We start from the raw sequence: 18,436 nt of genomic DNA on the forward strand, positions 1-18,436 counted from the left end.
ATATAAGGATACAAACCAGAGGTACTCACAAGTGAATACAGACTTTAATCACACTAAAAAGTCCAAAATACAGAAAAAACAATCTAGAACTGCATAGTTGAAACAAAGTCTTTGACAGTGATAATTGTTATCAATACGATTCTCGTTGAACTCAAAAGTAGTTTAAATGAGTAACAATTAATAAGGACATTGTATGAAAAAAATGACTTTAGCGATGCTGATCATAGTAGCGCCTTTCACTTTAATTAATTCCTCCTTTGTATCTGCAGCGAAATTTGCAGATACAAAGCAAATAGTTCAGAAGCGACCAGACTACAGTATCAGTGTTGCGAGTGCTAAACGTGAAATAGCATTGGAACTGAGCCGACAATACACTCAAGTCTTGCCGACTCTACAATCTGGTATCAATCGATATAATTTAACAGTCAATGCCGATCAAGTATTGCAATCTAGTGGGGTTGCAACTCAGGCATTGCATAAAAGTGAGCGAGCAATTCGTTCGGCAAAAGGTTTATCGAATAAAGCGCTGAATAAATCTGCTTTTAAGGGGACTGATAATCCTAGCTTGGTTCAATTTCGTCTCGCTGACGCAAGTATGCTGAGCGACTGGCAGCAAGGTACATCACCATTATTTGCCTTCGAGCCAGAGGGAAATGATAAAGACTGGGCTAATATTGAAGCCTATGATGTAAATGGTAATATTCATCTGCTAGATGTGTACCAGCTACCAGACAGACCGGTTTTCGTGGTTGAATTAGATAAACAACAAACAATACGTGAAGGACTCGCGGTAATGCGCAAAATCTTAGCGCAACGCACAAATTCAGGAAAACAACTCAAGTCAGCACATCCTCAGCGAAGCATTGCTAAAACGGGAGATGAATCGATATCAACGACCTTACTTCAACAGATAAGTTTACAAGATGATCAAGAACCTTGGATATCAGGTGCAGCAGAAGTATACGCGATAGTGAATGGCGTTAACCCAACCCGTGATGAGCCAGTACTTGATATTATTGAGATGCCTTATCTTGATTATGCAGAGAAAGAATATTATCCGAATCAAGTCATCATTCACTGGGAGCGCTATCGTTGGGCTGCAGCAGATATTATATTGATGGAACATGATGACAATACTAATTACAAAGAGCTTGCGCTAGTACTCGTATCTGCGGCCGAGAAGATTATAAAGTCGATCCCAGATCCTGAAGTTCAAGGCTTTGCTTTCCTTGCAACTATCACTCACGGGATTATCAAAGCTCTACCTGATTATTGGTTTAGTAATGACGATGATTTTGTAGATGCGTTTTACACTTTACAAGAAGGTAAGACATACACAGATCACTATGGAGCAGGTGGTAATGCAAAGGCGACATTTATACCTCTAGTTATTGATCCAAGATAAATCACCTATTACTGAATATTGTGTAATGGTATGAATTAACGCCGTCGTCTTTTAGATTACGGCGTTTAACAAAATATGATGAAAGCTTATATACAACTCCACGTTTTCTGTATATGTTATAACATTAATTCGATAGCATATTAGAAGTTGTTAGGTTATGTACTCAGACTTGTTTGAACATACAATTAAAAAAAACTTAGCATCGACCCAAGTAACACATTACTGGGCCGACTCGTCGACTATGGCTATAAAACAACTAAAACGAATTATTACCGCTATTATCCTAGTGATTATTTACTAGGCTGGCGGGCAAACTTCCGTCAGCCTAGCTGACGGGGGATACGATCAAATTACATATCATCTTTTCAGCAAATCTGCGGAACCAAACTCAATCATAGACGTATAGCCCATTGTGCAAACACTGCCGATGGTTATCTATAACGTCCAAGTTTTGCAGGTACAACGTTTGAAAACTCAAGACATTTTCGTCATCGGTCTTATGACCTTCGCACTCTTTCTCGGTGCGGGTAACTTGATCTTTCCACCAGCAATGGGACTTAATGCTGGCACATCATTATCTTCTGCAATGGGGGGGTTTTTACTCACCGCCGTTGGATTACCCACATTTACTATCATTGTTTTAGGGCGTATTGGCCATATTCGCAACCTAACCAAAGCGCTACCTAACTGGTTAGGGGCAACATTTTGGATTTTACTGTTCACTGCAATCGGTCCCGCTTTTGGCATGCCAAGAGCGGTCACAGTTGCCTATGAAATGGGCATAAAACCATTCTTAGAAAGCGATCACCTTCTCCTATTTTCTATCCTTTTTTCTGCTATTACCCTATTGCTGGCCTTCAAGCCAGGTAATATTGTTACCTATATCGGAAAAATAATAACACCAGCCTTGATCCTACTTCTGTGTGGATTAGGTTTCAGCGCATTTATTCATCCTTTAGGTCTGCCTACTGCCCCGTATGGCGATTACCAACATAGCGCTGTAACTAACGGTCTAATTCAAGGCTATATGACTATGGATGCAATTGCTGCTGTGGGTTTTGGTTGGGTTATAATCCAGGCAATCAAAGCAAAAGGGATCACTAGCCAGCAAGGTATTGCATCTAGCTCAATGAAGATTGCAGGTATATATGCTGTTTTAATGAGTGCTTGTTATATCGTGATGGGCTATGTTGGGGCAACATCAGCCACGATTGCAGAACACGGCATGAATGGTAGCGTTATTCTAACGCGCTATGTAGCAGAGGCATTTGGTCCATATGGTCAGTACTTACTTGCAGCAATTATTATCATGGCCTGTTTAACAACGACGGTAGGCTTAACCAATGCCTGCGCTGAATATTACCAAGAAACCTTTAAAGCCCCTTTTAGTTTTACAGCAGCAATCATTGTCGTGCTTACTGGTGTTATTGCGAACTTTGGTTTAGACGAAATCCTAAAAGTGAGTCTACCTGCAATTTTAGTATTATGTCCGATTGCTCTCGCGCTAACATTGGCCTCTTTTACTGCATCGATACTCACAGTATCACGCCTTACCCACAGCGGTATGTTAATCACAGCAACCCTGTTTGGGGTCCTTGATGCGGTCAATATTTTGGGTGAAATGCCACTCGAATTGAATGCACTATTTGTTCGTTCTCTGCCGCTTTATAATGCCCATGCAAGTTGGTTGTTACCCTCTTTATTAATACTAATTACAACCGTGATAATTGGTCGTACATCCACTGCAGAGAAGATATTTGGTTGTGTTGATTATCGTCTAAATACTCAATCCAATTCTGCCAATTACGAATATGATCGTTGATAAAAACGAATAATTAAAAACAAATAATTAAAAATTTACCAAACTAAGGTTTAAGGGATTTCATCTTTCGGAGTAGAACCACAATGAAAAAGATTTTGATAGCATCTGCTATTTTAATGGCGGCACCTTTTTCAGCTCAAGCCAATACAGGTCTCGTCGGGGAAAACAAGGCCTTTGGTGGAGATGCAGAGCTAGGAGCAACGTTAACCACAGGTAATACAGAAACGACCTCAATAAAAGGCCGTTTAGATATGAAGCACGAGCTGTATAATTGGGAAAATCAGTATTTGATTGAAGCTTTATACAAGGAGGATACAGGTGAAGTCACAGGCAAACGTTATTTCGGCCGGATCCAGGGCAACTATAAGTTATCCGATATAAGCTATATATTTGTGACCGCAAATCATGAGATCGATCCTTTCACTGGTTTTAGCTCTACCTCAACGATTTCTTCTGGTTACGGTCATAAGTTTATTGATAATGGCAAGACTCAGCTTAATATTGAAGTCGGTCCTGGTTATAAATATAAACGTTTAGACAGTGAGAGTGCGGCTGAAGCCGGCTATGATACAGAAGACAGCTGGATTACGCATGGAGTAATGAACTTTGAAACTAAGATATCTAAAAGCTCTAAGTTTAAGCAGATGTTTGTTGTCGAGTATGGCGAAGGCTTCGAAGGGCGCTCTGAAACATCAATTACAGCAAATATTATTGGCGCGTTAGCAATGAAATTTGCCGTTATTGTGCGTTATAACGATTCCCCTCTCGACGATAAAGAAAGCACAGATACTGAAACGAATATGACTCTGTTATATGCTTTCTAACCTCTTAGGGGTTTCAAGCTCCATATTCCAAACAAAGATTACTTACGATGAGAGTAGGATCGATGCCCTATTACTGAATATTGTGTAATGGTATAGATTAACGCCGTAGTTTAGGATTACGGCGTTAATTATTTCCATCTATATCACACAATGGACACTTTAATTACTGACTTAACGACACAACAGAATCAACTAGATTCTTAATCCCTTCTCTTGCTTCTAAAAGACTATTCGCAAGCATATAAGCTGGCGTTGTTACAACTCGATTCTCAATATCAATAGAAACACTCGTCACATCTTTCACTTCGTGTTTAGCGCCAAGTCCTTCAAGTGTTTTTGCTGTATCAGCATCATTACCTATCGTTAGGGTAATATCATCATATACTGCAGTCAGTAGCATTGGCGCTATACACATATAGCCAACAACTTTTTGTGCGTTTTTAAAGTCAGTGGCAACTTTAATGAACTCATTAATTGCTGAAAATTCTGCGCCTTTAATTGCAAAATCACTTAAATTTTTAGCTGCACCAAAACCACCTACAACGATTAACCCGTCAAAATCAACCGCATTTAATTCTGTAATGGGTTTTACATCACCCCTTGTAATTCTTGCCGACTCAACTAATACATTACGACTTTCATTAACCATCACTTCGCCAGTTAAGTGATTAACGACATGCATTTGTTCCATATCTGGTGCAAAGCACTGGTAAGTCGAACCAGACTCTTCAATAGATAATAAAGTTAAAACGGCTTCATTTATTTCTGAGCCATCATAAACACCTGAGCCAGATAAAATCACTGCTAATTTAGTCATTATTTACTTCCTATGTATTTTAAAAAGGTGATACCTTCACGACAGATAAACCATACTTCGTTGATACTATTGATTTTTAAATAAACCACAAGAAAAATAGCAATTTACCTTAACGAACCGTGCACCCTAACCCAAATTAATTAAAAATGGCGGGAAAATAACGACACATGCTAGAACCACAGCTCATAAGCCGTAATGCCTCAAACGGAAAAGCATGCTTGAATTAATTCATTAACGCTTAACATTATTACACACACTATTAAATTTATAATTCTCGTAGTGAATAATAAAGTCCTGCATTCATTGCAGGACTTTTTTATTATAAGGATTTACCTGCCAGACCGATCATTCTCCATTTATCAAATATTTCATCTGATAACCAAATATCTACTGCCCCCAAATTCTGAGTGAACTATTTTAGTTTGCATAGTCAGATTAATGATACCAACCAAGAGGTTGGAGGAGTTATAAACCATTAAACGCGACAAAAAGTGATCACAAATACTTGGAACTCAGCTCAATCCAGTTTAATAAACCAATTTTAATGTAAATTTAAAATAAATATATCATTCAAATAGTTAGTGGGTGTAGTGTTATTAACACCACGAAAAATAGAGTTTTTATATCGCACAACGATAATCAACGGTTAAGTTTCCAATGGCCTCAGGAAACTCTAGCCATTCACTATACGAGGCTACTAGAGGAATTTGATATGTCTAATCTCAATGTCGTAACAAGCAATCCAAGTGTCAAAAAAAGCAATCCAAGTGTCGCAGCAAGTCATATAGACAAAGCGAACAAAGGGCAATCAGCCCAGTCCCTCATCATCCAAACTTATGCGAATAGCGTTAACGAGCAACCAAGCGTCGATTTTTCAGGTAATCAAAATTTAGCGCTCTACGAAAAACAAATTAATGATGGACTGGCAACAGCCCAGAGCCATGCAGCCAATTATTTAAACAATATACAACCAAATATTATTAAGAACATAGCCAATATTGATAATTACTACACGCTACACAATGCAGTTCCAACAATATTGCCTGAAGGGTCAACAGAAGAGCAATGGGTAGAGCTCCTCACTGTACTCAAAGTGAAAGCGACAGAATACCAGAAAGATGCAAATGGGGTGAAAACATCACTGGAAGGATTAACCAAGGATCTGAGTCATGATTCCCAATCTTTTTCAAAAACTGTCGGTAATCTTAATACCGCTGTTAACGGAGATAATGGTGTCTTAGCGTCAGATCAAAAACAATTGGATAATATCCAAGGCAAAATAGATGGCGCAATTGCAGGTATCGCCGTGAGTGGTCTTACTATTGCTGGCGGTGTTTTTATGATCGTCGTTGGCGGTGTTGCTGACTTTGTTACGGCAGGAACAACCACCCCACTAGTGATTGGTGGTATCGGTATGGTAGCAGGAGGTATAGGTGGTGAGGTAGCGGCTGCTATCACATTGAAAAACCTGAATGATGAAAAAGCCCGATTATTAAGAGAAGAATCAATGCTTGAAGCAGAGGTTAAATTAGCCTCGGGAATTAGTAGTAGTTATCAAAGCCTAGTAAACCAAGTGAACAATGCGGTTACTGCCGCAACTCAAATGAAAAATGCTTGGGAATCCCTAGCGAGTGATCTAGGCAGTATGATTAGTGATTTACAATTAGGGATTATAAGTACTGGTATAGTGCGCGAAATGATGCTGACCGCAACTAACGGCATAATACAAATAGTACTTAAGGATATTGATACCATAAAAGGACAGATGGCTGGCGTAACCATTATAGTAGCCAAACCAGGGCAAACAGTCGGTGAAGCCATCGTTGAGGCTGCAGAAGCTCTCGCGGCATAAATAATTTAGCATGTTCCTACAAATGTAGGTGCATGCTAACTTCATCCGAATAATAAAAGTACATTCCCCCATACTTCATAAAATAATTCAAATTCCTATCGATCACGTGTTTTGTGGTGACCATAAAACACAGGAGGTTCACAAATGAATGGTTATTTATCACAAGCAGTAACAAACTTGCAGGCTACTGAAAAACAGATCTCACACCTTTCTGGTTTGCCATCCGCTGCCCAGAAAATACAGGCAGAATCAATAACCCTTATTTCATCTATACTATCGACAGTTCAGACCACCCAACATACCATTCTTAGCTTTGTCAAAAAGTCCGTTCCCGAGCTAAATGAAATAGATGCCATGCTAGCGAACAATCAATCGTTATCAAGCATACAGACTGCAATAGAGAATGTTAAAAACGAAACGATAACATTACAGTCCGACGTAAACGAAACGACTAACCAAATACAAACAGCGTCATTGCAAATACTTGGCTATTTTAATCGACTAGCAATCATCGAGTCTGACTTAACAACACAGATGTTTAAATTACAGGGCCAACGAGATTATGCTAAAGATAAAGAAGAGGCCATAAAGAAGAAGTATTATTATCTTCTCGCTTTAGGTCCTTTTGGTCTAATCGGTTTAGCAACTGCACTCGGATTATATTTAAAATGGAAATCTGATGTTAACGATTACGAAAGCCAAATCAATGCATTGAACAATCAAATTCGCGCACTAAATACAATGCAATCAGCCAGTCAATTACTGGGCACAGACTTCCGTGGAGTAATGGGAAAAATATCAGGGGTAAAAAACGCCGTTGACTTTCTAAGCAGTGATATTCTAATAATTGAATCAAATTTGAATGACGATAGCATTTTTCTGATTATTGAACTCAAGATAAAAGCCGCCATTACAGAAGTACAGATGCTCGCAGTGGATGCCTCGTAAGGTATTTATCGTCAGCTTACCTAGTTTAGACGCTTGGTTCGAATCTAGGCTGCTAACTCCGAACATTAAAGCTACTCATAGAGTAGCTTTAATGTATCCACCAGCTTATCTTTATTCAGTTTTACCCACAGAATAGGTTCAAACAAATCTCGCTTTAAATGCCGACGGACTTAACCCAATCATGGTCATAAACACTTTACGGAAACTATTTACATCATCGTATCCTATATTTAGAGCAATCTGCTCAAAGCTTTGAGTTGTAGACTCTAGTAGTTCACATGCTTTTTGGACTCTCACTTTTTGAATATATTTAATCGGCTTTAAGCTTGTGGCATTGGTAAATTGACGTAGAAATGTTCGCTCAGTCATACAGGCTAAACCGGCTAGCAAAGAAATATTTAATGATTGGTTATAGTTTGCTTGAATATAGTGCTGAACTTGTAGTATTCGTTGATTTCCATGATTAAATTTTGGCGTAAAGCTACCATAATAACGCTGTTCTCTCTTCCCTGTATCTACAATAAGATATTTCCCAAGTGTTCGCATTATGTGTGGCCGAGTAAATTGTGCCACTATCTCTAATCCTAAATCAATCCATGACATAAGACCGCCCGCCGTTATTATGTCTCCATCATTAATAAGCAAGCTCTCGACGTTAAGAGATATTTTAGGGTACAGAGAATTAAATTCTTCGGCTAACTGCCAGTGTGTCGTCGCAGGTCTGTTATCTAGCAAGCCAGTTTTGGCCAGTATAAATGCCCCAGCACAAGCACTGCATAATATCGCGCCCTTATTGTGGGCATCATGCAGAAATTGCAATACTTCTGGTTTAGGCGCACGGTAATAATGACCATCCAAATTAGGAGGCAGGATCACAATATCACTTTGGCTATTACGACTTAACTCGCTATCAGACTGAACAACACTCACAGTAAATTGCATATCAAACTGACTATCTATGATTATCTTATTCGCGATTAAAAACAGTTCTTTAAAACCCTGAACTGCACTCTGCAATGCATTTGGGTAGTCGATAATTACAATATGGATACTACTTGTCACTTTTGCCCTGCTTTATGGCAATAACGCCATAGGTGTCGTTGATTTATATTTTGCATAATAGCCTTAACAAAACGTCGAAACAACACAAGAGAGCTTATTATGTCTAACACAGCATTATTATTAATTGATTTTCAAAATGACTATTACTCAACATATGCAGATGCAAAATGGGCGCTATCAGGTACTGAAACTGCAGCATCTAATGCCGCGACATTATTAGCAGCATTCCGTAAACAAAGCTTGCCTGTCATTCATGTCCGTCATGAGTTTCCTTCAAATGATGCACCCTTTTTTCTACCAGAATCTGAAGGTGCAAAAATTCATACGAGTGTCGCGCCAATAAAAGGTGAACCCGTAATTTTGAAGCATCAAATAAACAGTTTTCGTGACACTGAATTAAATAATATCTTGAAAGAACTTAACGTTGAAAAGCTGATTATTGTAGGTGCAATGAGTCATATGTGTATCGATGCTGTGACCCGTGCGGCTGTTGATTTCGGATATGAATGTCATGTCGCTCATGATGCTTGTGCAACACTGGATCTTGAATTTAATGGTGTCACCGTCCCTGCTATTCATGTTCATAGTGCATTTATGGCGGCGTTGAATTTTGGTTACTGTAACGTGGACAGTACAGATAAATTACTCGACTTAGTTCGTTAATATATAGAGGGAAGATAATTGCGAGCAAGACTGCTGGAGGCTTTCAAGATTCCAAGGTAAGATATTTTAGCAATTAAGATATCTTACCTTCTGGTATTTAAAAAAAAGAGTTCTTTCGAAAATAATCTCGTGATATTTATTTTAAGTAAGAGATAATCAAGATGACCAATTTTTATGGATAGGAAGTCTTATAGTGGTGATAAAAATCGAACCGAATGATTTAAATAAACAGTGTGGTAAAGGAAACGTGTTATACCAATCTAAAGGTATCACCTACTGTGAAAAAGAAAGTGTCTTTCTCAATAAATTTAATGTTGATGGTATTGCTAGAGTACCATTCGATGAATTTATCACTATCCCTCAATACAAATTAGCGCATACAGCAGCAACTATTCCAGCGAATAAAAAAGAATTCTTACGCTTTAATATGGGAGTAAACAATTCTATCGTCGGTGGAAAATATTTAGTCATGCCTATCATGAAATCTGGCAGTGATAGTACTAAAACAGGGTATATTGCACCTTTATTATCAATTGATGAAGCCATGGTTTACAAGGTTAATAATATCACAAACCATATCAGCTATAACGACTTGCCCAAGATGGTATCAAGCGGAAAATTAAACTTTCAATCTTGTGTATCAGGAATCTTTGATATAGCGAGCTTACAACACTCAATTGTAGATCAACGTTATGCCATCAGTCGGCCAGATCTGACACGCGCACAAAGGGTATCAGCAGGTGTTGCTATTACTTCTCTTAGTCTGATTAATTTTATCGCCATCTAGTCAAATGATAGGCATTAGGTTCTATCATATCTTGTCATTATTAACAAAGAATGAACGTAATCCGATCTCTTACGTCCATTCTTGGCTTTTGTTAACGACGACCGATTGCTATGGCTGCTTATTAAAGGTTTTTACACCCTCAGGTATTTCAAACCACTCTTGTTTCTCACTAACCCAAACATGAATAGTTGGCTTTATAATTCTTGTATCAGATAAATTGCTTGGCTTAAGTTTTAACTTATCAGGTTCATTAGGGTTAAAGTGATAAATTCTATTTCCACATGAAGGACAAAATTTTGCACCATTCACTTCACCACTATCTGCAACACGGTTCCAATCCTTCATTGCACCTTTAAATTTCACACTATCTGTATTAACGATTGCTGTGATACTGAATGCACTAGTAGACAGTTTTTGGCATTCTTTACAATGACAAGCAGCAACCATCAAAGGTGCCTCAAGAAGCTCGTAGGTTACTTGCCCGCATTGGCAAGATCCTTTGATAGGGTATTTTATATTGCTCATAATCCACTCTGATATGTAGGAAAGCGAATACCCCAATAAGGGGCTGATTATAGTTGGCTAACATTTATAGCGCAGCGAGACGCACCAACGGTTATGCGACACAGACTCTTATTTTAATATGCAACGTTTGATATTTTCAAAACCTTCACCAACCATCGTAGGAATAAATTCAGTCACTTCATAGTTGGCCAAACCTGCAATGTGAAATGGATCTTCACTTAACATTGCATCCAACGTTTCTCGGTTCGAAACATTCGCTAAGATAATGCCACCTGTTCGGGGTACTTTCCTACCTGATGCAATGAATTTACCAAGTGAATAGTACTTTTCAAGATAAGCCACATGTTGCTCAATATATTGATCAACTTTTTCCAGTTCGACCTTATAGGTCAAAGATACAATAAACACCAAACACTCCTTTACATGTAACATTTGTATAGTAGGACATTTCGATTTCCAAAACCGATTCAGAGAATAATATGCGATCCTATTATTTACTTTTAAGTCCTGTTTATTATCGACAAAGACAAATATACAATTGATTCTATTATCATTTTAGTTTTTGGCAAGGAGAATAAAGACTTTTCTGATAAACCGTGATTAAGCTTATGCATTAGGGATCTTTGATATAGCGCGTGAACGAGGAACATCCACCCACTCTTAATCAATTAAAATACCCAAATAAGATCTTAACTCAATTAATAACACTCAAAATAAGATAAAACTCATTCAATCTCGATCTCTCTCTGTCAATAACTAGTACTAATCGGTATAAAAACCCATAAGTTGATAATGATAACTATTTAGATTTAAGCGTGCGCTATTATGAATATGTTCTGGGAGAAGAACTTAAATTTATCATTCAACAAAGGATTAACAATGATTAAAAAATTATCGCTATTGTGTATTTCGGGTTTTATCGCAACATCTGCACAGGCAGGTGTAGACATTCAGTGTAACAATACAGTGGAAAACCAACCAGTTTCATTCAATATCAGCAGTTCTCCGTATGGGTATAAATTAACGTCAACCAATGCATTCGCGACCCCTACAAATACATATTACACGGACATCTCTAACGTCGCGGGTATTCACCAAGCAACAATAAGGTTATTTACGGGTACAGAGAGAGGCGATACTGAATTTTCTATTTACTACCCATCTGTAACTGAAAAAATAAAACCTTCTCATGAGGATCGTAAGAGTCATGAAAGACCGTCAGAATATAAAGTTCCTTCGCTATTTAATAACTTTATAGTGACACCTGAGGATCCTGAAAAAATTCACGAAGTACCAGTAAATGAAGTTATAAAGTATAAAGTCAAAGGCTATAATTTAGCATCAGTGCGGTATTGGGATGGTAGTCAAGGTCATTCTTATTACGGCTGCCACATTGTAAATAATCCAGTGACGAATCAACATTAAAAAAGCTTGTTACGCCCTAACCGCGACTAACACACCTGTTGAAACCATTATCGTCCCCGCGGTCTTATTAATGACGTTCGATGCACTTGACGATTTAAATACCCCTTTCGCTTTGACAGCCAGAAAAGCATAACCAAGATTCACACTGCCAAATGCGACTGTTGCCGTTAGCATGATTAAAACCGTATCATAGACAGACACATCACCAATATTGACAAACGCAGGGAAGAATCCCACATAAAACAAAATAGCCTTAGGGTTACCTAACGTGATTAACAGACCCGTCACCAAGTTAGACAATAGCGATGATTCTTTTGTCTCCTCAATATCAATGGCCGTCGCTTTAGTCTTCAACAGCTTATAACCAAGCCACATTAAATAAGCAGCACTAATATATTTGATCACGTAAAATGCGGTGCCCATTATTTCAGATAGCGCAGACAGTCCAAATAAAGCCAGTACGATAAAGACATAGTCCGCGAGTATCATCCCGATGACCATATAAGCGCCACGTAAAATGCCTGATGAAAACGAACGGGCAATAATAGCGAATACGCCGGGACCAGGTACGATAGCAAGTAGTAACATTGTTCCGAATAAAGTGAGTAGACTGACGGTTGACATCCATTGTCCTCCTTAAGGTTTAAAAACTAAATAAAGCAGCAGTGGTGACAGTTGTATTAACCTATCGTACTGATCACCGCCGTTACGCCGCCAATCAGCATTTGCACACCGATAACAGCCAAGATAAGTCCCATAAGGCGGGTAACAATGCTAAGCCCGCTCTCACCGATTGCCGATATAATCTTTGACGAAAAAATAAAACAAACAAAGGTGATAAGACATAAAACAGCAAACGCCGATATTGTAATAATAATTTCACCCCATCCACCTGCTGATGAATAATTCATTGCCGTTGCTATCGTGCCGGGTCCAGCAAGCAGTGGTACCGCTAGCGGTGATACAGCTACATCTGAATCGTTACTTTCTTCTGCAGTATGTAACTTCGAACTTTTGCCTTGCAGCATATGATAACCAACAAGGAATACCAAAATGCCTCCGGTTATGCGTAATGCTGGTAGCGTGATCCCAAATAGGTGGAAGATTGATTTACCTAAAATCGAAAATAAAACAATAATAACAAAGGTGATAGTAAGTGATTTAATCGCGATTTTAAGTTGCTTCGACCTCCCCATCGTTCCTGTTAATCCAGCAAAAACGGTCGTATTTGCAATCGGGTTCATAATGGCAAAAAAGGCCATGAAAACGGTCAACGCGTGTTCAAATAATGGGCTCATATTATTTTATTCCTTAATAAAAAAGCGACTTAATCGTACTAATGCATATATCAACTATACCAGAAGCAGACGACTAAGTTATAAAATATACAGTTGTTAACAGTAAGGGGATATTGGGGTATTGCGATAACGAATAGAAAGCGAGAGAGATAGAGTAAGTTGACTTTAAAGCGGTGGTGCCATGCCATACAAAAAAAGCCACTCAATGAGTAGCTTTAATGTTTGGAGCGGTCAGCTAGGATTCGAACCCGGCGTCTTCAACTTGGAAAGCTGACGTATTACCATTATACGATGTCCGCATGGGTTGAGATATTACTTCAGTTTTATCATAATGCAAACAGAAGAAATGTAAGCGTATGTCAGTGGAATTTTGCGATAACGAATGGAAAACGAAAGAGAGAATAAGTTTGATCTAGTTGACTTTAAAGCGGTGTCCCATGCCATACAAAAAAAGCCACTCAATGAGTAGCTTTAATGTTTGGAGCGGTCAGCTAGGATTCGAACCCGGCGTCTTCAACTTGGAAAGCTGACGTATTACCATTATACGATGTCCGCATGGGTTGAGATATTACTCCAGTTTTATCGTAATGCAAACAAAATGAATGTAAGCGTATGTCAGTGGCAGTTGTCGTATTGTGGACAGAGAACAGTACATTAATATGTTTCAGTATAGGTCACAATGTTATAATTGTCATAAGTGAGGAGTTCCATAAATTGGGCATTAGAATCTGATTTTATTTCGTTCGCTATCAGGGCTTTAAGAATGCTAACTGAAGCCAATATGACTCTTTTATACCTGCTATAGCGTTATTCAGTACTGTCTCGCCTTTATTATTTTTCGCTTTCACGTTCACACCGCTAGCAATAGAAATTCGAAATGCGTAGGATGCACCTCATATTACTTTAAGCAATGAGCTATGAGCACCAACATGTCGATCACAACAACAGAACAATCTGTTACCCGCGCCTTATTAATTGCAATTCGCACCCCTTGTATTTCGCAACAGGACGTGGACGAATCATTATCTGAATTAAGCCGTTTAGTTAATACCCTTGGCTTTTCTGTGGTTGGAACTAAAACCCAACGCCAAAAATCGACCAAACAGCTGACTGTATTAGGCTCAGGTAAATTAGAAGAATTAGCCTCGTTAACAGGTGAAAGCACATTTTATGAAGATGACGTGCAGATTGAATTAGACCAAGACGAGTTAAGCCAATTATTAGCAACAACAGATGTTAAATGCCAAGCCAACATTGTGGTATTCGATTGCGAACTAAGCCCGAATCAATTAAGTAATGTTGAAGCGGCACTCGGCGTAGAAGTTTACGATCGTACCCGCGTTATTATCGAAATTTTTAGTAAACACGCACGTACTCGTACTGCGAAGCTGCAAGTAGAGATCGCGCGACTTAATTACTTAACACCGCGATTACGTGATGAAAGCAGTGGCGATCGCGAACGCCAAAAAGGCCGTTCAATCAGTGAAACTGTGTTTGAGATTAATCGTCGCCGTGTTCGCACTAAAATAGCCGAGCTACGACGCGAACTGACCAAGGTACAACGCGAGATGCAAGGTCGAAGCAGTGGTCGTATCGAGCAGTTAACCGTGGCGTTAGTGGGTTATACCAATGCCGGTAAATCATCTTTAATGCGTGCTCTAACAGGCTCTGAAGTATTAGTTGAAGATAAACTGTTTGCTACTTTAGATACCACGGTACGTACACTACAGCCGCCGACACAACCGCGTATTTTAATCTCCGACACCGTTGGTTTTATCCAAAAGTTACCTCATGATTTGGTGGCATCGTTTCATTCTACCCTCGAAGAAGCAAAAAACGCCGACTTATTGCTTTACGTGGTTGATGCATCGGACGAAAATTTCATTTCGCAATTAGCCATTGTTGATCATGTATTAGGGCAATTAGATATCGATTTGAATAACAAAGTATTATTGCTGAATAAAGTCGATTGTTTAAGCGAAGAGAAACAGTTAGACCTGCTGGAACGCTACCCTGATGCGCTACAAATCAGTGCCCACGACAAAGCGGATGTCGCGTTTGTACATCAAGAAATTCAAAAAATACTGGAAAAGAAAATGTGTCCAGCTTGCTTTGATATTCCCTACACAGCCAGTGGTGTGATGGGTGAAATTCACAGTAAAATGCAGGTTCTTGAAGAGGAATATCATGAAAAAGGTATTCGTATCACATTAAAAGCAAGCCCGATTGCCTTAGAGCGACTACATAAAATGCTGCAACTCACTACTTTTTAATACGCTGCTACAAATAAAACTAATGTCGCACTCCGGTTCGGACCTCTGTGTCCGAGCCGGGTAATATTTCCGCTATTTAGTTCTAGACCCTAAGTCACGATCTTCACTACTACCTTTAACAAGAGTATACAACTCGTCAATCTTAGCTAACTTCCCCTCTTTAAAATAGTAGAAGGCCAAAAATCTTAATTCTGCGTCTCCTCCTTCTTTTTTTGTTAATGTAATTGTGTGGGTTTCTGAGATAACACCACTACTATCAACATTTACGTCCTCAAAATGTATTTTTGCGCCTGATATAGATTCAGATAGCACTTTTGCGTGCGCTAAAAAATCAGCTCTCCCATTTGTTCCGGCGCCAAATACTTGCACAAAATCATCAGAAAGAGTCTCATCTAACTTACTCGGGTTATTTAAAAAGTTATCAAAAGTTTGCTCTAAAAATTGGTTAGCTTGTGGATGGCTTAAATCACTAAACGTTATCTCTGTTGATGCAGCCTGACTAAAAGCGCTAAAGCTAAGTAATGACACGGCGAGTAGTTTTGTCTTTAAGAATTTGTTCATTTTTATTCCTCTTTTAAAATGTCTACTCAATATATAAGTTAAGCAGTCACTGTGCTTTCGAGATAACGTCAAGAGGTTCAGTTTTTGCGCCAAATACGGTAATTTGTTATACGTAAGCTTTGACACACTTTGTCATCGTTATTTCTGACACCGATTCACCTTCGATTCGATAATAGTCAGATATTTCACCAATAACTTTAAAAGCACATTTTAAATAGAGACTTTTAGCAGGCATATTTACCGAGAGCACATTAAGATCAAGCCAATCAATACTACGATTTTCACAACAAAAGCTGACTACTTTTTCCATCATTTTTTCACCGACACCTTGTTTACGGCATTTTCTGCTCACCCCCATACCCAGTAACACTCGGTGAAAACAATACTCTTCGCTATGATGCCGTAGATCTATATGGCCACAAATATGCCCAGAGGAATCTTTAGCTAACCAGAGCTTCCTCCAGTTAGGCGATCCTAGATCTGCATCAAAACCATTTTCAAATTTTTCACGCGTTTGCTTTGATACATTATTTTGAGTTCTTGATATCGGCTGAAATAGAGCTTCACCTTCAGCACCATTTTCAGTTAATTGGTCTCCCAAATAATCAAAGAAACACGCTAAATCTGATATTTCTGCTTCTACTATTCTCATACTCTCACCTTGTTGCCATCAGTGGCACAGAAAACCCTGCATTATGAATGGATCATGTTCTGCCATAGAGACTCTCCTCGTGATAAAGCGGAACAACGCTGTCAACACAGTAAATAAAGAACAATTAACGTACATATAGAAGTATTTCAATATGTTACTTTACATCAATGCGGCAATACCATATTATCAACTCTGATGCGGGCATCGTATAATGGCAATACGTTAGCTTACCCAGTTAAAGACGCTCGGTTCGAATCCAGGCTGCCTGCTCCAAACATTAAAGCTACTCATAGAGTGGCTTTTTTTGTATCTAAAAAATACTCATCAGTAATCAACATACCTTCAAACCTGTATTTCAAAGACGCCTCCGTAACTCGACAACCTCTTGCTTTCAATAGATTTTGTAGTATGTTGAATCAATGCCGCAGTATAGTCCAAAAGAAGTAGTTGGAACATAAGTATTAATTTCGTGGCTATAGAAGCTCAATTACTATGTCGTTAAATAGGTAGAGTAAGTAGCTTATTCGGCTTCGAGTCCCGCTTTCGCAGAACTCGCTCTTATCACTTAATGTTTAACGCTGTTACACATTAGATAAATCTTTCAGTTTAACGTGAATTTCCATTTCAAGATAACCATCAACTCTTGCGTCATTCAAATAACGTTCAAGCACCGGGAACTCATCTGGTTCAAATCCACTATCAGGCAGCCAATCTGAATAAATACTTAATATAGCCTTAATTGTCTCCTCTGGATGCCCTTTATAATAGAGTACAGCATACTTACCCTTTGGTATTTCAGATAGAATAAATGGTGAGTTAACCTGAATATCATCACCAATGACGATAGACGAAACATAACGACATTTATCTATAGGTGTCACCGTTGGATTATTAAAAGCAAAGGAAAATCGTTTTTGATCTTCTGGTTTAATACCGTTACCTACCGCCCAATCAATCAGTTTATCCCATGCTGTATATATTGCTTCAGATTCATACCCTCCTTCAGAGACTAATGTGCATACACGCTGGCGTTCAAGTTCTCTTACTTCAATTTTCATATTTATTCCCTTTAAATTAGTATTATTCATCACTTCATTTGTGATGCGATTAGGATACAAATCTGAGGGATTAAAATCTTTTCCATACTTGCTAGATATTTTTCCAATCTTGCTATCTTTGACTTTGTCTGGATTTCTAATTTCTGACGGACTGAAACCAAAATGAAGCCTCACGGCTTTTGAAAAATTGGCGCTCGACGAAAAACCGCTATCTAAAGCAATTTGAGTAATGGATAGCTCGGTTTTAAAAATCAACAAATTGACCGCTTTCTCTAACCTGCGCCTAGCGATGTAGTCATTAACGGTTTCACCAACAACACCAGTAAAAATACGGTGAAAGTGGAATACCGAAAAATGACTTATTTCAGCCACTTCGGCAAGAGAGATTTTCTTAGACAAATGCGCTTCAATATACTGAATTACTTTATCAATACGAGCCTTGTATACTTTATTCATAATTACCT

The 18,436-nt window shown here is 38.6% G+C and carries 18 protein-coding genes and 3 tRNA genes; 10 read left to right on the top strand and 11 right to left on the bottom strand.

Annotated elements, in window-relative coordinates; genetic code table 11:
* Window positions 1-193 precede the first annotated feature (193 nt).
* From AKG98_RS14215 to AKG98_RS14225, 3 genes are all read left to right on the top strand, one after another.
* Window positions 194-1,405 carry a DUF3103 family protein gene (locus tag AKG98_RS14215; protein ID WP_067046992.1) on the top strand — a complete coding sequence of 404 codons (1,212 nt, stop codon included), beginning with the start codon at window positions 194-196 and terminating at the stop codon, window positions 1,403-1,405.
* Between the two features lie 466 nt (window positions 1,406-1,871).
* Window positions 1,872-3,227, top strand: a complete 1,356-nt coding sequence (gene brnQ, locus AKG98_RS14220; protein ID WP_067047099.1) for a branched-chain amino acid transport system II carrier protein — start codon at window positions 1,872-1,874, stop codon at window positions 3,225-3,227.
* Between the two features lie 83 nt (window positions 3,228-3,310).
* Window positions 3,311-4,051, top strand: a complete 741-nt coding sequence (locus tag AKG98_RS14225) for a YdiY family protein (protein ID WP_067046995.1) — start codon at window positions 3,311-3,313, stop codon at window positions 4,049-4,051.
* Between the two features lie 163 nt (window positions 4,052-4,214).
* Here the strand turns inward: AKG98_RS14225 and elbB are convergent, their stop codons facing one another.
* Entirely contained in the window at window positions 4,215-4,868 is a 654-nt protein-coding gene (gene elbB, locus AKG98_RS14230; RefSeq protein ID WP_067046998.1) for an isoprenoid biosynthesis glyoxalase ElbB, read from the bottom strand.
* A 712-nt stretch (window positions 4,869-5,580) separates the two neighbouring features.
* On the opposite strand from elbB, the gene AKG98_RS14235 reads away from it, so the two are divergent.
* Together AKG98_RS14235 and AKG98_RS14240 are read left to right on the top strand one after the other, a co-directional pair.
* On the top strand, window positions 5,581-6,720 hold the full coding sequence (locus AKG98_RS14235) for an HBL/NHE enterotoxin family protein (RefSeq protein WP_067047001.1): 1,140 nt from the start codon (window positions 5,581-5,583) through the stop codon (window positions 6,718-6,720).
* A gap of 144 nt (window positions 6,721-6,864) precedes the next feature.
* Window positions 6,865-7,668: a hypothetical protein gene (locus tag AKG98_RS14240; protein ID WP_067047004.1), complete on the top strand. Its 804-nt coding sequence runs from the start codon at window positions 6,865-6,867 to the stop codon at window positions 7,666-7,668.
* 138 nt (window positions 7,669-7,806) lie between these two features.
* Here the strand turns inward: AKG98_RS14240 and AKG98_RS14245 are convergent, their stop codons facing one another.
* A complete protein-coding gene (locus AKG98_RS14245) occupies window positions 7,807-8,730 on the bottom strand; it encodes a GlxA family transcriptional regulator (protein ID WP_067047007.1) in 924 nt (307 codons plus the stop codon).
* A 99-nt stretch (window positions 8,731-8,829) separates the two neighbouring features.
* On the opposite strand from AKG98_RS14245, the gene AKG98_RS14250 reads away from it, so the two are divergent.
* Window positions 8,830-9,393, top strand: coding sequence for a cysteine hydrolase family protein (locus AKG98_RS14250; RefSeq protein ID WP_067047010.1), 564 nt, complete (start codon window positions 8,830-8,832; stop codon window positions 9,391-9,393).
* A gap of 196 nt (window positions 9,394-9,589) precedes the next feature.
* A complete protein-coding gene (locus AKG98_RS14255; protein WP_157534137.1) occupies window positions 9,590-10,180 on the top strand; it encodes a hypothetical protein in 591 nt (196 codons plus the stop codon).
* Between the two features lie 108 nt (window positions 10,181-10,288).
* On the opposite strand, the gene AKG98_RS14260 is transcribed toward AKG98_RS14255, so the two are convergent.
* Window positions 10,289-10,705 carry a GFA family protein gene (locus AKG98_RS14260; RefSeq protein ID WP_067047016.1) on the bottom strand — a complete coding sequence of 139 codons (417 nt, stop codon included), beginning with the start codon at window positions 10,703-10,705 and terminating at the stop codon, window positions 10,289-10,291.
* A 108-nt stretch (window positions 10,706-10,813) separates the two neighbouring features.
* Entirely contained in the window at window positions 10,814-11,113 is a 300-nt protein-coding gene (locus AKG98_RS14265) for a YciI family protein (protein WP_067047019.1), read from the bottom strand.
* 471 nt (window positions 11,114-11,584) lie between these two features.
* On the opposite strand from AKG98_RS14265, the gene AKG98_RS14270 reads away from it, so the two are divergent.
* A complete protein-coding gene (locus tag AKG98_RS14270; RefSeq protein ID WP_067047022.1) occupies window positions 11,585-12,130 on the top strand; it encodes a hypothetical protein in 546 nt (181 codons plus the stop codon).
* A 9-nt stretch (window positions 12,131-12,139) separates the two neighbouring features.
* Here AKG98_RS14270 and AKG98_RS14275 read toward each other — a convergent pair whose 3' ends face one another.
* The 4 genes from AKG98_RS14275 to AKG98_RS14290 all read right to left on the bottom strand — a co-directional run bounded on the left by AKG98_RS14275 (window position 12,140) and on the right by AKG98_RS14290 (window position 13,983).
* Window positions 12,140-12,754 carry a LysE family translocator gene (locus AKG98_RS14275; RefSeq protein ID WP_067047026.1) on the bottom strand — a complete coding sequence of 205 codons (615 nt, stop codon included), beginning with the start codon at window positions 12,752-12,754 and terminating at the stop codon, window positions 12,140-12,142.
* 56 nt (window positions 12,755-12,810) lie between these two features.
* Window positions 12,811-13,428 (bottom strand): MarC family protein, encoded by a 618-nt coding sequence (locus AKG98_RS14280; RefSeq protein WP_067047029.1) that lies wholly within the window; start codon window positions 13,426-13,428, stop codon window positions 12,811-12,813.
* Between the two features lie 223 nt (window positions 13,429-13,651).
* Window positions 13,652-13,727: transfer RNA gene (locus AKG98_RS14285), tRNA-Gly, on the bottom strand.
* Window positions 13,728-13,907: 180 nt separating this feature from the next.
* Window positions 13,908-13,983, bottom strand: a tRNA-Gly gene (locus tag AKG98_RS14290).
* A 374-nt stretch (window positions 13,984-14,357) separates the two neighbouring features.
* Between AKG98_RS14290 and hflX the strand changes: the two genes are divergently transcribed.
* Window positions 14,358-15,701, top strand: coding sequence for a GTPase HflX (gene hflX, locus AKG98_RS14295; protein ID WP_067047032.1), 1,344 nt, complete (start codon window positions 14,358-14,360; stop codon window positions 15,699-15,701).
* A gap of 72 nt (window positions 15,702-15,773) precedes the next feature.
* Here the strand turns inward: hflX and AKG98_RS14300 are convergent, their stop codons facing one another.
* Window positions 15,774-16,262 carry a nuclear transport factor 2 family protein gene (locus AKG98_RS14300; protein ID WP_067047035.1) on the bottom strand — a complete coding sequence of 163 codons (489 nt, stop codon included), beginning with the start codon at window positions 16,260-16,262 and terminating at the stop codon, window positions 15,774-15,776.
* Window positions 16,263-16,368: 106 nt separating this feature from the next.
* Complete coding sequence (locus AKG98_RS14305; RefSeq protein ID WP_067047038.1) at window positions 16,369-16,914, bottom strand: N-acetyltransferase; 546 nt, start codon at window positions 16,912-16,914, stop codon at window positions 16,369-16,371.
* Between the two features lie 197 nt (window positions 16,915-17,111).
* Between AKG98_RS14305 and AKG98_RS22290 the strand changes: the two genes are divergently transcribed.
* Window positions 17,112-17,187: transfer RNA gene (locus AKG98_RS22290), tRNA-Gly, on the top strand.
* A gap of 308 nt (window positions 17,188-17,495) precedes the next feature.
* Here AKG98_RS22290 and AKG98_RS14310 read toward each other — a convergent pair.
* On the bottom strand, window positions 17,496-18,428 hold the full coding sequence (locus AKG98_RS14310) for a GyrI-like domain-containing protein (protein WP_067047041.1): 933 nt from the start codon (window positions 18,426-18,428) through the stop codon (window positions 17,496-17,498).
* Between the last annotated feature and the right edge of the window lie 8 nt (window positions 18,429-18,436).

It is taken from the genome of Moritella sp. JT01 (assembly GCF_001574435.1).
In the GTDB taxonomy this organism is placed as follows: Bacteria; Pseudomonadota; Gammaproteobacteria; order Enterobacterales; family Moritellaceae; genus Moritella.

Excerpts from the sequence above, each read along its gene's own strand:
- AKG98_RS14280 (WP_067047029.1), bottom strand. The coding sequence starts at position 13,428 with ATGAGCCCATTATTTGAACACGCGTTGACCGTTTTCATGGCCTTTTTT.
- AKG98_RS14260 (WP_067047016.1), bottom strand. The coding sequence starts at position 10,705 with ATGAGCAATATAAAATACCCTATCAAAGGATCTTGCCAATGCGGGCAA.
- AKG98_RS14305 (WP_067047038.1), bottom strand. The coding sequence starts at position 16,914 with ATGAGAATAGTAGAAGCAGAAATATCAGATTTAGCGTGTTTCTTTGAT.
- AKG98_RS14275 (WP_067047026.1), bottom strand. The coding sequence starts at position 12,754 with ATGTCAACCGTCAGTCTACTCACTTTATTCGGAACAATGTTACTACTT.
- AKG98_RS14240 (WP_067047004.1), top strand. The coding sequence starts at position 6,865 with ATGAATGGTTATTTATCACAAGCAGTAACAAACTTGCAGGCTACTGAA.
- AKG98_RS14300 (WP_067047035.1), bottom strand. The coding sequence starts at position 16,262 with ATGAACAAATTCTTAAAGACAAAACTACTCGCCGTGTCATTACTTAGC.
- AKG98_RS14310 (WP_067047041.1), bottom strand. The coding sequence starts at position 18,428 with ATGAATAAAGTATACAAGGCTCGTATTGATAAAGTAATTCAGTATATT.
- AKG98_RS14235 (WP_067047001.1), top strand. The coding sequence starts at position 5,581 with ATGTCTAATCTCAATGTCGTAACAAGCAATCCAAGTGTCAAAAAAAGC.
- AKG98_RS14270 (WP_067047022.1), top strand. The coding sequence starts at position 11,585 with ATGATTAAAAAATTATCGCTATTGTGTATTTCGGGTTTTATCGCAACA.
- AKG98_RS14225 (WP_067046995.1), top strand. The coding sequence starts at position 3,311 with ATGAAAAAGATTTTGATAGCATCTGCTATTTTAATGGCGGCACCTTTT.
- AKG98_RS14250 (WP_067047010.1), top strand. The coding sequence starts at position 8,830 with ATGTCTAACACAGCATTATTATTAATTGATTTTCAAAATGACTATTAC.
- AKG98_RS14215 (WP_067046992.1), top strand. The coding sequence starts at position 194 with ATGAAAAAAATGACTTTAGCGATGCTGATCATAGTAGCGCCTTTCACT.
- elbB (WP_067046998.1), bottom strand. The coding sequence starts at position 4,868 with ATGACTAAATTAGCAGTGATTTTATCTGGCTCAGGTGTTTATGATGGC.
- hflX (WP_067047032.1), top strand. The coding sequence starts at position 14,358 with ATGTCGATCACAACAACAGAACAATCTGTTACCCGCGCCTTATTAATT.